Here is a 13,446-nt window from a genome sequence, read left to right on the forward strand (position 1 = left end):
GGATCTGTTTTGCGTTGTCGCAAGTTCAACAGTAACGTACCGATTCCTTCTATGTATCATGCCCAATCATAGCCCTGGCTTATTAAAACAAGAATGCATAATATAAAAAAACAGTGTTTTTTAAGAGGCACAAGAGATACACCCTTTCAGACTTTCCCCTTAAACAACGCAAAAAAGCCAAGCGGCAGCTTGGCCGCATCGGCTTTTCAAACCCATGAAATATACACTTTTATTTTCAGTAATAATACGTAAATTAGTGCAAACGATTATTCTTCGGTATGCTTCCGGTAGGCATCCGCGTCCAGCAGCCCTGACAGCGCCGCGCTCAAATCGCCGTCCACGCGGATTTCAACCATCCAGCCTTCTTCATAAGGAGAAGTGTTGACCAGCTCCGGCGCCTCTTGCAGCGCCTCGTTTACGGCCACAACGATTCCTCCCACGGGCGCAAACAAATCCGAAACCGTCTTTACGGATTCGATCGTTCCAATGCCTGCCTCCGCTTGCACATTCGAGTCAAGGTCAGGCAGTTCAACAAACACAATGTCACCCAGCTGATGCTGCGCGAATTCGGTTATGCCTATACGCACAGTATTTTCACCGACGGTTTGCACCCATTCGTGTTCTTCACTGTACAGGAAATCGTTTCTCAATTCGCTCATTTGGTTATCCGCCTCGCTTTTTCATTAGTGGAGTGCATGCGTTCCTTGACCTTCCCTTTTTCCCAAAACATAGCGTATGACATGTCGGCCATAAATGTCAATATACCTAACAATATATTCTTTTCACCCTCCAAAAAGTGACATCCTTTTTATAGGCATTCAATCATATACTGGATATGGAATCGCTACCTTGTCGGAAACACGAACATTAAAAGGAGATAGAAAACAAATATTCGCTTTTATTCTCTATTCTTATGATATAGTTCTTGACACAAATAGCTTTAACGCGTTTTAATTGAGGGGAGAAACAACTGACAGAAGCAATATTCGCGGATGAACGTAAAGGGAGAGATCGCCCCGTCCCGCTTCGGGATCGTGTGGTGGCGCCGAAGGAGTAAACCCCCGACAAGCGGCGGGTGAATCTCTCAGGCAAAAGGACTTTTACGGGACGCAACTCTGGAGAGCATCCATTCGCCCAAGAAGGGCGTTTTGATCACCCAAGGGGAAACCTGACGCAATCTGCGCCGGGGTAACTCTCAGGTACCAAGGACAGAGCCCAGGAATTCAGCATGCTGCCGCATGCCGGTTCTTTGGCCTGTCCTTTTCCTTTTTCCCAAAAAAACGAAAACAGTGCATAAGAATCCTGCATAAGGCAGCTTCCTCATGACGTATAGACCATCCCTTTTTCGCGGTTTCGTTTCACAATCGGCCCTTCCGGCGGCCTAAAACGAGGTGATATGATGTCCGATTTGTTAAGAACCCCTCTCTTCCCGCATTATCAGCAATTCGAAGGCGTGCGCTGCATCGATTTTGGCGGCTGGGAACTGCCCGTGCAGTTCAGCGGCATCCAGAAAGAGCATGAGGCCGTGCGCGAACGTGCAGGATTGTTTGATGTATCCCACATGGGTGAATTCATAGTCCAAGGCGAACAGGCCGAGGCCTTTTTGCAGCAAATGACGACCAATGACGTGACATTGCTGGTTCCCGGGCAAGCCCAGTACACATTGATGTGTTATCCGAGTGGCGGGGTCGTCGATGACCTGCTCATCTACAAACTGGAAGAACAGCGCTATATGCTGGTCGTCAACGCCTCCAATATCGAAAAGGATTGGGTATGGCTGCAAGAGCACATCATTGTCGGTGTTGAGATGAGCAACGTATCCGAAGAGACCGCGCTTTTGGCGCTGCAAGGCCCGCTGGCTGCCGATATTCTGGCCAAAGTCACAACGGGTACGAATCTCGGCGACATCGAGCCGTTCCGGTTTGTCCGCGATGCCGACGTATGCGGCGTTACGCTCCTGCTCTCGCGCACGGGTTACACGGGCGAAGATGGATTCGAGCTCTACGTCCCGGCCGATCAGGCCGCCCGGATCTGGGAAGGACTGCTGCAAGCCGGAGCAACGCACGGACTGATTCCTGCCGGACTTGGCGCAAGGGATACGCTGCGCTTTGAAGCAAGATTGCCGTTGTACGGACAAGAGCTGTCCGCGACCATTTCTCCGCTTGAAGCCGGGCTTGGCATGTTCGTGAAATGGAATGCCGGACCGTTTATCGGTCAGGAAGCGCTGCTGCAGCAAAAGAACGAAGGCCCTGCTCGCAAGCTGGTTGGCATTGAAGTGCTGGAGCGCGGAATTCCCCGGCCGCACTATCCGATCTATGCGGATGGCGTACAGATCGGCGAAGTGACGACCGGCACCCAATCCCCTACGCTGAAGCGCAATCTGGGGCTCGCCCTGATCGACAGCAGGTATGCTGCGCTGGGTACTCCGCTTGAGATCGGGATTCGCAGCAAAACATTGAAAGCCGAGGTCGTCAAAACCCCTTTTTACAAACGGACGCGCGCACCAAAGACACCTGATGCAAAAGAGACCATCCAAGGAGCTGATCTAACATGACCAAGCACCGTTACATCCCGATGACCGAGCAGGATCAGAACGCCATGCTGGCAACGGTTGGCGTGGATACGATCGACGACCTGTTCCGCGACATTCCCGAAGACATTCGTTTCCAGGGCGAACTGCCCGTTTCTTCCCGGCTCGACGAACACGCGCTGAGTCGCCATATGGCCAAACAGGCCGGAGCTAACGCCCATTTCGATACACACGCCAGCTTTCTTGGCGCCGGCATTTACGATCATCACATTCCTTCCGTCATCAATCACGTCATCTCGCGATCCGAATTTTACACAGCTTACACACCATATCAACCGGAAATCAGCCAAGGGGAGCTGCAAGCGATCTTTGAATTCCAGTCATACATCTGTGAGTTGACCGGCATGGCCGTTGCCAATGCCAGCATGTATGACGGCGCTACAGCCTTTGCGGAAGCCGGGAATCTGGCTGCTGCGGCCACCCGCCGCAAGCAGCTGATCGTGTCCAGCACAGTGCATCCCGAGTCCCGCCAAGTCCTGAAAGCATATGCTCACGGCCTTAATCTGGAGATCGTCGAGATTGGCCACAAAGACGGCGTGACCGACTGGGATGCCCTGCAAGCCGCCGTATCCGGGGACACCGCTGCCGTCATGATTCAAAGCCCCAACTTCTTCGGAGCTCTGGAACATGTAAAACAGGCCGCAGACCTCGTGCATGCGCACAAAGGCCTGCTCGTCGTTAGCGCGAACCCGCTGTCGCTTGGCCTGCTTGAAGCTCCCGGCAAGCTTGGCGCCGACATCGTCGTCGGCGACGCGCAGCCGCTTGGCATCGCCGCTTCGCTCGGCGGACCGACTTGCGGATATTTCGCCGTATCCCAGGCTCACATGCGCCGCATTCCCGGACGCATCGTCGGCCAGACGACCGACCGCAGCGGCAAACGCGGTTTTGTGCTGACGCTGCAAGCCCGCGAGCAGCACATTCGCCGCGAGAAGGCGACGTCCAACATCTGCTCGAATCAAGCGCTGCTTGCCCTTAGCGCCTCCGTCTACATGTCCACCATGGGCAGACAAGGCATGATCGACGTGGCCGACCTGAATGTTCAGAAGAGCCATTATGCCCGCCGGATTCTGCAAGCCATTCCGGGCGTGAGCATTGCATTTTCCACACCTACGTTTAATGAATTTGTCATTCGGCTGCCGGAAGGAACGAATATCGAAGCACTGCAGTTGAAATGGCTCAAGGAAGGTTTTATCGGCGGTTATGATCTGGGGCGCCATTATCCGGAACTGGCCGGACATCTGCTGATTGCCGTAACCGAACGCCGCAGCAAAGAAGAGATCGACGAATTCGCACGTGTACTGGAGGGATCGCTGTGACGCAGGAGACAACAACGCAAACAACGCAAACCGGAACGAAATCCGCAGTTCAAGACATAAACGGAAATAACAGGGATGCCAACACAGAAACCGCGATAAACCCCGCCGCCAACGTCACTCCCGAGCAATCGCTTATTTTTGAGTTGAGCAGCCCCGGGCGCGTCGCCTATTCCCTGCCGGAATGCGATGTGCCAAGGCAAGAGATCGAATCCCTGATTCCCCGGGAAATGCTTCGCTCCGAAGCAGCCGCATTGCCTGAGGTTTACGAAGTGGATGTCATCCGGCATTACACCGCCCTTTCCCGTCGCAACTTCGGCGTGGATAACGGCTTCTACCCGTTAGGATCGTGCACGATGAAATACAATCCAAAAATCAACGAAGACGTCGCCCGATACAGCGGCTTTGCCAAAATCCACCCCTATCAGCACGAATCCAGCATCCAAGGGGCGCTTGAACTGCTGTACACGCTGCAAAACGACCTTGCCGGCCTGACCGGCATGGATGCCGTAACCCTTCAACCTGCCGCTGGCGCGCATGGCGAATGGACGGGGCTGATGATGATTCGGGCCTATCACGAAAGCCGGGGCGAAACGCGCACCAAAGTCATCGTGCCGGATTCCTCCCACGGCACCAACCCGGCCAGCGCTACCGTTGCCGGCTTCGAGACCGTAACCATCCCTTCCCGTTCGGATGGGCTCGTCGATCTGGACGCCTTGCGCACAGCCGTCGGCAGCGATACGGCGGCTCTGATGCTGACCAATCCGAATACGCTTGGCCTGTTCGAAAAGGACATTCAGGAAATTGCCTCGATCGTGCATGAGGCCGGCGGCTTGCTCTATTACGACGGCGCAAATTCCAATGCCATCATGGGCATCGCCCGGCCTGGCGACATGGGCTTCGACGTCGTGCATCTCAATTTGCATAAAACGATGAGCACTCCACATGGCGGCGGCGGTCCTGGAGCCGGTCCGGTTGGCGTGAAAAGTCTGCTTGTTCCGTTCCTGCCAAAACCTGTCGTCATACGCGATGATGAAGGCCGATATACGCTTGATCATGCCGGGGACCAATCGATCGGTCGGGTCAAAGCATTTTACGGCAACTTCGGCATCTTGGTACGCGCATATGCTTACATCCGCACCTACGGGCCGGAAGGCTTGCGCCGCGTTTCCGAATGCGCCGTTCTCAACGCCAATTACATGATGGCCCGGCTCGCTCCTTATTACGAGATTCCGTATCCGGGGGTGTGCAAGCACGAATTCGTCATGTCGGGACGCGGCCTCAAGCAATACGGCGTACGCACGCTTGACGTCGCCAAACGTTTGCTCGATTTCGGTTACCATCCGCCAACGGTATACTTCCCATTGAATGTGGAGGAGTGCATCATGATCGAACCGACCGAGACGGAAAGCAAGGAAACGCTTGACGGTTTCATCGATACGATGATCCGCATCGCGAAGGAAGCTGAGGAAACGCCGGAGGTCGTGCTCAATGCACCCTACAGCACGCCTGTGACCCGTCTCGACGAAACAACTGCTGCACGCAAGCCTGTGTTGAACTGCGCCTGCAGTTGATCAGGCCATAACAAAAAGCCGCACAAGGTTATCGACAACCGTGTGCGGCTTTCTTGGCCGGCATTTGCAATCGAGGAAAAAAAGCCGGCATCCGCTTTACGCAGACACCGGCATCCATATGCTGCATCGCTGCAGCCCCTTCAATCGGAAAAAGAAAAGACCCTTAAACATCGGGGAAACCCCGAACCCAGTGATGCTTAGATGCTTTTAACCAGTTCAACCACTTGCTCAGCGGTTTGCATATCCAGTGCTTTGGCAGCAAGTTCCTGCATCTCGGCACGGGACAATTTCGTGATCTGACTGCGAGCTGGCAGAATGGAGGTTGCGCTCATGCTGAACTCATCCAGTCCAAGACCAAGCAGCAACGGAATTGCCGTTTCGTCTCCAGCCATCTCTCCACACATGCCAGCCCATTTTCCTTCACGATGCGCCGCATCGATGACCATTTTGACCAAACGCAAAATAGCAGGATTGTATGGTTGGTACAGGTAAGAGACACGTTCGTTCATACGGTCAGCAGCCATGGTGTATTGAATCAGATCGTTCGTTCCGATACTGAAGAAATCAACCTCTTTGGCAAATTGATCCGCAAGAACTGCAGTCGAAGGGATTTCGACCATGATACCGAGTTGGATGCTGTCGGAAACAGCAATCCCTTCAGCTACCAGCTTATCCTTCTCTTCGAGCAGGACGGCTTTTGCTTCACGGAACTCGCCGAGCGTGGCGATCATCGGGAACATGATGCGCAGGTTCCCGTGCACGCTGGCGCGCAGCAAAGCACGAAGCTGTGTACGGAAAATATCTTGACGGTCCAGACACAGACGAATCGCGCGGAAGCCTAAGAATGGATTCATTTCTTTCGGCAGGTCAAGGTAAGGAAGCTCCTTGTCTCCACCGATGTCGAGCGTGCGGACAACGACAGGTTTGCCTTCCATTTTTTCGAGCACCGTTTTGTACGCATTGTACTGAACGTCCTCGGAAGGAAGTTTGTCTCTGCCCATGTACAGGAACTCGGTACGGTACAGGCCTACGCCTTCGCCGCCGTTTTCCAATACGCCGGCAACATCGTTTGGCGTACCGATGTTTGCCGCCAATTCAACGTGCACGCCATCCACCGTCACGGTTGGTTCGTCACGCAATTTTCTCCACTCGGCGCGTTGTGCGTCGTATTGTTCCTGTTTGGAACGATACTCGGCGACTACGTCATCCGAAGGATTTACGAGCACATGTCCGTCCAGGCCGTCAACGATGATCAAATCACCGTGTTTGGCCTGGGTCAGGATGTCCTTGGTTCCCACAACCGCAGGAATTTCCAGGGAGCGTGCCATGATTGCCGAGTGGGACGTGCGTCCGCCAATGTTTGTGGCAAAGCCTTTAACATATTTGCGGTTCAACTGAGCCGTGTCGGAAGGCGTCAAATCCTCCGCAAGCACGATCACTTCCTCACTGATTTCGGCAGGGCTCATGAATTCGATGCCCAGCAGGTGGTTCAGCACACGCTTCGTTACGTCGCGCATGTCTGCTGCACGTTCCTGCAGGTAAGCACTTTTCATGTTTTCGAACATTTCGATAAATTGGGAAGCCGTTTCGTTCAATGCAAACTCTGCACTGACCATTTCCTCCGCAATTTTCGCTTTGACCGGATCAATCAGTTCCGGGTCGTTCAGAATGAGCAAATGCGAAGCGAAAATTTCCGCTTTTTTCTCGCCAAGCTCTTGCATCGTGCGCTCTTTGATCGCTTCGAGCTCAGCTTGGGATTTCCCCAAAGCCGAGTCGAGTTTAGCGATCTCTGCGTCAACATCGGTAATTTGACGTTTCTCTACAGAGTAATCGGGATGCTCCAAGATAAACGCCTTGGCGATGGCAATGCCCGCCGAAGCCGCGATCCCGGAAACATTAAGCATGGATTTCGCCCAGCCCTTCGTTAACCATAACGTCAGTCAGTGCTTTAAGAGCGTCAGCAGCCTCATCGCCTTCGGAGATGATCGTGATGGTGTCGCCTTGCTCCAGACCCAGGGAAAGAACGCCCAGGATGGATTTCAGGGTTACTTTTTTACCGTTAGCTTCTGCAAAGGATTCTGCGCCTTTGAATTGGTTTGCTTTATTAACCAGGGCTGTCGCCGGGCGTGCGTGGATACCGTCTTCGTCTGTAATTCTGAATGTTTGTTGCATTACAATCATCTCGCTTTCATGAATTTGATTTAGGCATTGCATTATATTTACACTTGCTTGCCATCGTTGGGACAGTTCTTATTTTATCTCAATGATCGGCTGATCGCCAACTTTGAGTACTCCACTCTTCTTGAGTGTTATCGTGGAGCCTTCTGGCAGGTTGGTGAAAATGACTGGAGAAATGATCGACGGAGCGTTTGCTTTTACATACTCCAGATCCACTTCCATAATCGGCTGACCAGCAGATACCAGGTCACCTTCCTGAACCAGTACGTTGAAACCTTGACCTTTCAGTTTCACCGTATTGACACCTATATGAACAAGCACTTCTTTGCCGCCGTCGGACATAATGCCTACAGCGTGTTTGCTTGGAAATACATTAAATACTTTACCATACACTGGGGAGGTAATCGTTCCATCATGCGGCAAAATAGCGAAACCGTCACCTGTCATTTTTTCAGAAAAGACCGGATCAGGCACGTTTGTAATATCAAGCAGCTCTCCGTTCACCGGCATAACGATATCCTCTGGTACAATGCGCTCACCTTGCTCTCCTTGCGCCTTCTCCTCTTCAGGAGTTGGTTTAATTTCTTCCGCCGGAGCTGGTGCAGGCGTGCGTCCTGCAATGATATCCTGCATCTGTGATTTAATCGTATCGGAACGCGTTCCGAAGATGGCTTGAACATTATTACCCACTTCAAGCACACCAGATGCACCCAGTTGTTTCAAACGGTCTTTTTGCACATTCGATTTCTCATTTACTTCAATCCGCAAGCGAGTAATACATGCATCCAGATGTTTAATGTTTTCCTTGCCGCCAAAGGCTTCAAGGATGTTATGCGGCAAATCGTCCGTGGAACCTGAAGAGCCACTGGATGAGGATTCAGCAGATGCTTCTTCACGTCCAGGCGTTTTGAGTTTGAACTTGCGAATGATGAATCGGAAACCGAAATAGTAGATCACAGCAAGAATCAAACCAACGATGATAACGTTCCACCATGGCGTGCGGTTTGGAATGATACCAAAGATCAGGAAGTCAATGAAACCGCCTGAGAAGGTCATCCCGATTTTGACATTAAGCAGCTGCATCGTCATGAACGATAAACCCGCAAAGATACAGTGTACAGCAAACAAAATCGGTGCAACGAACAGGAACGAGAACTCCAGCGGCTCTGTAATCCCTGTCAGGAATGATGTCAGTGCAGCTGAACCCATGATACCAGCAACATATTTTTTATGTTCAGGTCTTGCTTCATGGTACATCGCAAGTGCGGCTGCTGGCAAACCGAACATCATGAACGGGAATTTACCGACTTGGAACGTTCCGGCAGTCAGCGCAACGCCGTCACGCAGCTGGCTGAAGAAAATCTTTTGGTCTCCGCGAATGACTTCACCCGCTTTGTTCACATACTCTCCGAACTCAAACCAGAATGGGGAGTAGAAAATGTGATGCAGCCCGAACGGAATCAGTGACCGTTCTACTACACCGAAGATGAAGGCCGACAGGGTCGGGCTTGTATCAACCATGAAGTGAGAAACGGCATTTAATCCATTCTGAATTGGAGGCCAGATGACCACGAGCAGCAACCCGAGCAGCAGGGAAACTACCGAAGTGACAATTGGAACAAAACGTTTACCCGCGAAAAATCCAAGGTAAGACGGCAGTTCAATTTTAAAGAAACGATTGTAGCACAGTGCTGCGATGATACCGACAATGATACCTCCAAATACCCCTGTGCTTAAAGTTGGAATACCCAGGATACTCGCATAACCTGGCACATTGCCAATCATGGCAGGTGTAACACCTACGGCAGAGCCCAAAGTTACGTTCATGACCAGATAACCGATGATGGCTGCAAGTCCTGCAACGCCTTCACCTCCAGCCAGCCCGACGGCTACGCCGACCGCAAACAGCAATGCCAGATTATCAAATACGATCTGACCTGCGTTCATCATGATGGTTGCAATTGAGTTTACCCAAGGGGTATCGAGCGCAGTAACATATTGCAGGAAATCCGGATTTACCAGCATGTTACCAATTCCGAGCAGCAAACCTGCGGCTGGCAGAATCGCTACAGGCAGCATGAGAGCTTTACCTACTCTTTGCAATACACCAAAAAGCTTTTTAAACATCGCGTCGTATTCTTCCTTTCATGTGAGTATGTCGTGATGCAAGCAAGGGAACACAAAAAAGGCATGAACTAATAAAAGTGAACTGTGCCTACCTTGGGGTATAGCATACCCTTAAAAAGGTAGAACAATCACACTCTAATTAACTCATGCCTGATCGAGTCAGTAACACGTCGCTTATGTTTATTCAGTTGCTTGATTACGGTCACCATTGTAGCATCACTTTGGACGCATTGCAAGCCTTTACAGAAAAAACGTTATTCCGGTGTTATTTCAGAGCTTATTTTACTGATTTTCTTCTTTCCGCTGGTTCAGCCGCTGAAGATGTATCGTTAAGTAGCCAACTTCTGCCGGATAAACAGGCAGCTTTAGTCGTTGCTCCATCACTTTGGTCAGCTTCCATGCAAGCGAGTACATTTCGGGATACTCCAATTTGAGCAGGGAATCCAGCTTGTGAAGCTCCTCCACTTTATCTCCGCGACGTATACGCTCAAGGGCAAACCGTAGATGCGTTAACAGACGGGAATAATCCAATGATTGCGTTTCAAAAGAATAATCCAGCTGGTCTGCGACCAGATTCACCAGATCCGTAATTAACTGCGAATGCTGCCGCACCTGGGAGATGTTCTGGTTTGTCATCGCGCTATAAATATGCAGCGCAATAAATCCGATTTCATCCCTTCCCAAATCTACGCCCATTTTGTCCTTGATCAGCCTGACGGCATACTCGCCCATCCGAAACTCTTCAGGGTATATCTCCCGGGTTTCGTACAGGAACGGATTTTGAATGACGATGCCCTGTTCCTTGCGCTTCAACGCAAAAGAAATATGATCCGTGAGCGCGATATGAATATGCTCGTTCAACGGCGCGTCCGCTCGCTCTGAAATATACGTAACCAACTCGTTAATGATCTCGATCAACGCCTCGTCCACTTGCGGAAGAAGCTGCTTATATTGCTCCTGCTCTTGCTGGTTCTTCAAAATGAACATTTTCTCCACAGCCATCAGCGGAAGGATATCGCCTGTTTTTCGGTTAAAGCCTATGCCCTTGCCGATGACGACGACCTCACCATGTTCGGGATGCTGTGCAATGATTACATTATTGTTCAGGGCTTTGGCTACGTGTAGGCCGCTCAATGTTCGCACCTCTTTTTATCAAACCGTCTTGATTCTTCCGATAGTCGATTGCAACGTCTTTTCATACATGAAATAAAAAGAACGAAAAAACACCCGGCGCGGGCAAACCACGCCGGACGTCTCGCTTAAAAAGTAACAAAATTTCGCTTCAAGGTCAATAGAGCTGCCTTACGGCACAAGCATTCCCTACTCTTCCGTTCCCGCTTTATTCAAAATGGTGTCTGTTGGCGATGCTGCCACAGCAACCGGCGTCGCTGTTTTGGGCTTGGTTAACCCCTGAATCAGCTGCTCCACATCGATGCCGGACACGCTCTTGAGCATTTCCGGCGCAGTCGCCATCAATTCGGTGACATAATTGCTCACGCGAGCTGCACCTTCGCCTTTGCCTGTATCCACGACCGTCAACTTGTCAATGGAAGAGATCGGTTCCGCAATTTTGCCGGCAAGCTCAGGCAGCATTTTGACGATGATGTCCAATACCGCGGCTTCGCCAAACTTCTGGAACGCCTCGGCCAGCTTTTCTTTGGCTTCCGCTTCGGCAAGACCTCGCAGACGGATAACCTCGGCATCCGCCGAACCTTTTGCCAGTTCGGCATCAGCCACGGCCTGACCTTCAAGCCGCTTCTGCTCGGCCGTTGCCTTGGCCTGCGTCTCGATCGAATACTGCACCGCATCCGCTTCGCGCATTCGTTTTGCCTTGTCGGCTTCGGCAGCCTGCTCGACGGCGTAACGATCCGCCTCGGCCTTTTTCTTCACTTCCGCGTCGTATTGCTTCTCACGAACCATGATTTCTTTCGCCTGCAGGTCGATTTCCCGTTCTTTCCGAACCAATTCAACCTTCATCTGCTCTTCAACCACCGTTTGTTTCGCCCGGGCTTCCTGAATGTGGTAGGCCTGGTCGGCTTCCGCTCTAGCTGTATCCTGATCTCGTTTAAAAGCCGCCACTTTCAGCTCTTTATCCTTTTCGGCTTCCGCAATGTTCGTATCGCGCAGCAGTTCCGCCTTTTGTCCCTGCTCTTCCGCGTTGGCCTTCTGAATTCTGGCATCTCTGACGGCCTCAGCCTCGGCAATCTCGGCATCCCGTTTCACGGCAGCGATTCTTGGTTTACCAAGCGCATCCAGGTAACCCTGCTTGTCGCGGACGTCTTTAATGGTGAATGACACGATTTGCAGACCCATCTTCTTCAGATCTCTTGCTGCCACGCCCTGAACCTCCTGCGCAAAACGATCACGGTTCCGATAGACCTCTTCCACCGTCATTGTGCCCAGGATGGCACGCAGATGCCCTTCAAGCACTTCCTGTGCTTCCCCGCGCAGCGCTTCCACCGGTTTGCCGATAAACTGCTCGGCTGCCGTCGCCACGTCCTCGACCGAACTTCCTACCTTGATGATCGCGACGCCGTCCGCAATAACGGGCACCCCTTGCTCGGTATAAACTTCCGGCGTGGTTACGTCGAGCTTGTGGGACAGCAGCGAGATGAACTCGGACTGCTGAAAGACCGGCCAAATAAATGCACCGCCGCCGCGCACGATTTTGATTTTCCTGCCGGATTCGTCCTCGGATATATTTTTGTTGCCCAAAAATGAACCGGTTACAATCATCGCTTCATCAGGACCCACCGTTTTGTATCTGGCCCAGAACGCAAGACCCAAAATCAAAATCACGCCGACAACAATCGCGGGAACCAACAGCACTTCCATATCCAGATTCATTCCACATCTCTCCCCTTCTCGTTGTAAGTGGTAATCAATACTACATCATACGCGCAAAACCCCTGTGTTACTTAAGTACATCCTCTTCCCATTCGGACACACGCAGCACGCCATCCGATATGTCTACTACAACGACACGCGCCCCAGCCGCAATGGGGCGATGTTCGAAGCTCGATGCGGTATGGATCGTATTGCCCGAGGCAATGCGTATCATGACTTCCCCGAAACCCTTTTCCGGCACGGGAATCGTGATCTCGCCGATCTTTCCCGCCAGTTCCTGCATGGAGAAACCGATGGACACCTCACTGTTGCGGCTCGGCTTAATATAAGCAAAGAACACCAGCATGGCTGCAGCGACTCCGATCAACAGGGCCAGAATCAAGGCGGCCATCGTACTTACCGAGCTGTAACGCGTCAGCATGATTCCCGCCCCGCCAAAAGCAGTAATGGAACCAGCCAGTACAACCGGTTTGAAAATATCAACGCCCGGAAACTCGAAAGCACCATCCAGCAAACCATCAATCAGATCTCCCAGTATCAGGCTGACGACCGCAAATATCGCTCCCCCGATCAAACACCCCCAATAAATCGACTCCATCCCTTTACCTCCCCTCTTCTGCTGCAACTCCATTTCGATAGATGACTTTCCTCATGTAAATAAATACGTACCAAATCCGGATATGTTTCAAAATCTTCCCTCTTTTGTCTTGAGCGCCCGTTATTGGGCATAATCGCATTCAAAGCATGCAAAAAAGCCGTAAAGCTCCCCGCTGGGGAACCTTACGGCCCAAATCTGAAATAAAACGATCCATATAGG

At 51.7% G+C, this 13,446-nt stretch carries 10 protein-coding genes and 2 riboswitches; of the genes, 3 read left to right on the forward strand and 7 right to left on the reverse strand.

Features of this window, described 5'->3' with window-relative positions; translation table 11 throughout:
- Positions 1-266: 266 nt before the first annotated feature.
- Complete coding sequence (gcvH, locus tag RSX24_RS16535; RefSeq protein ID WP_236415507.1) at positions 267-659, reverse strand: glycine cleavage system protein GcvH; 393 nt, start codon at positions 657-659, stop codon at positions 267-269.
- Between the two features lie 333 nt (positions 660-992).
- Positions 993-1,110, forward strand: a riboswitch (glycine riboswitch).
- A gap of 3 nt (positions 1,111-1,113) precedes the next feature.
- Positions 1,114-1,214: riboswitch (glycine riboswitch) on the forward strand.
- A 185-nt stretch (positions 1,215-1,399) separates the two neighbouring features.
- On the opposite strand from gcvH, the gene gcvT reads away from it, so the two are divergent.
- The 3 genes from gcvT to gcvPB all read left to right on the forward strand — a co-directional run bounded on the left by gcvT (position 1,400) and on the right by gcvPB (position 5,477).
- Positions 1,400-2,554: a glycine cleavage system aminomethyltransferase GcvT gene (gcvT, locus tag RSX24_RS16540; protein ID WP_343261225.1), complete on the forward strand. Its 1,155-nt coding sequence runs from the start codon at positions 1,400-1,402 to the stop codon at positions 2,552-2,554.
- Positions 2,551-3,906 carry an aminomethyl-transferring glycine dehydrogenase subunit GcvPA gene (gcvPA, locus tag RSX24_RS16545; RefSeq protein WP_343261226.1) on the forward strand — a complete coding sequence of 452 codons (1,356 nt, stop codon included), beginning with the start codon at positions 2,551-2,553 and terminating at the stop codon, positions 3,904-3,906. The genes gcvT and gcvPA overlap by 4 nt, the downstream gene beginning before the upstream one ends.
- 95 nt (positions 3,907-4,001) lie before the next feature.
- Positions 4,002-5,477: an aminomethyl-transferring glycine dehydrogenase subunit GcvPB gene (gene gcvPB, locus RSX24_RS16550; RefSeq protein WP_343261260.1), complete on the forward strand. Its 1,476-nt coding sequence runs from the start codon at positions 4,002-4,004 to the stop codon at positions 5,475-5,477.
- 197 nt (positions 5,478-5,674) lie between these two features.
- Here gcvPB and ptsP read toward each other — a convergent pair whose 3' ends face one another.
- The 6 genes from ptsP to RSX24_RS16580 all read right to left on the reverse strand — a co-directional run bounded on the left by ptsP (position 5,675) and on the right by RSX24_RS16580 (position 13,227).
- Positions 5,675-7,381 carry a phosphoenolpyruvate--protein phosphotransferase gene (ptsP, locus tag RSX24_RS16555; protein ID WP_339274208.1) on the reverse strand — a complete coding sequence of 569 codons (1,707 nt, stop codon included), beginning with the start codon at positions 7,379-7,381 and terminating at the stop codon, positions 5,675-5,677.
- A complete protein-coding gene (locus tag RSX24_RS16560; protein ID WP_236415504.1) occupies positions 7,374-7,649 on the reverse strand; it encodes an HPr family phosphocarrier protein in 276 nt (91 codons plus the stop codon). The genes ptsP and RSX24_RS16560 overlap by 8 nt, the downstream gene beginning before the upstream one ends.
- Positions 7,650-7,727: 78 nt before the next feature.
- Positions 7,728-9,782 carry a glucose-specific PTS transporter subunit IIBC gene (ptsG, locus tag RSX24_RS16565; RefSeq protein WP_339274210.1) on the reverse strand — a complete coding sequence of 685 codons (2,055 nt, stop codon included), beginning with the start codon at positions 9,780-9,782 and terminating at the stop codon, positions 7,728-7,730.
- Between the two features lie 282 nt (positions 9,783-10,064).
- Complete coding sequence (gene glcT / locus RSX24_RS16570; protein WP_236415502.1) at positions 10,065-10,916, reverse strand: glucose PTS transporter transcription antiterminator GlcT; 852 nt, start codon at positions 10,914-10,916, stop codon at positions 10,065-10,067.
- A gap of 186 nt (positions 10,917-11,102) precedes the next feature.
- Positions 11,103-12,629: a flotillin lipid rafts scaffold protein FloT gene (gene floT, locus RSX24_RS16575; RefSeq protein ID WP_290371446.1), complete on the reverse strand. Its 1,527-nt coding sequence runs from the start codon at positions 12,627-12,629 to the stop codon at positions 11,103-11,105.
- Positions 12,630-12,696: 67 nt separating this feature from the next.
- Positions 12,697-13,227, reverse strand: coding sequence for an NfeD family protein (locus tag RSX24_RS16580; protein WP_236415501.1), 531 nt, complete (start codon positions 13,225-13,227; stop codon positions 12,697-12,699).
- Positions 13,228-13,446 lie beyond the last annotated feature (219 nt).

Source organism: Paenibacillus hubeiensis, assembly GCF_032334105.1.
GTDB lineage: Bacteria > Bacillota > Bacilli > Paenibacillales > Paenibacillaceae > Paenibacillus > Paenibacillus hubeiensis.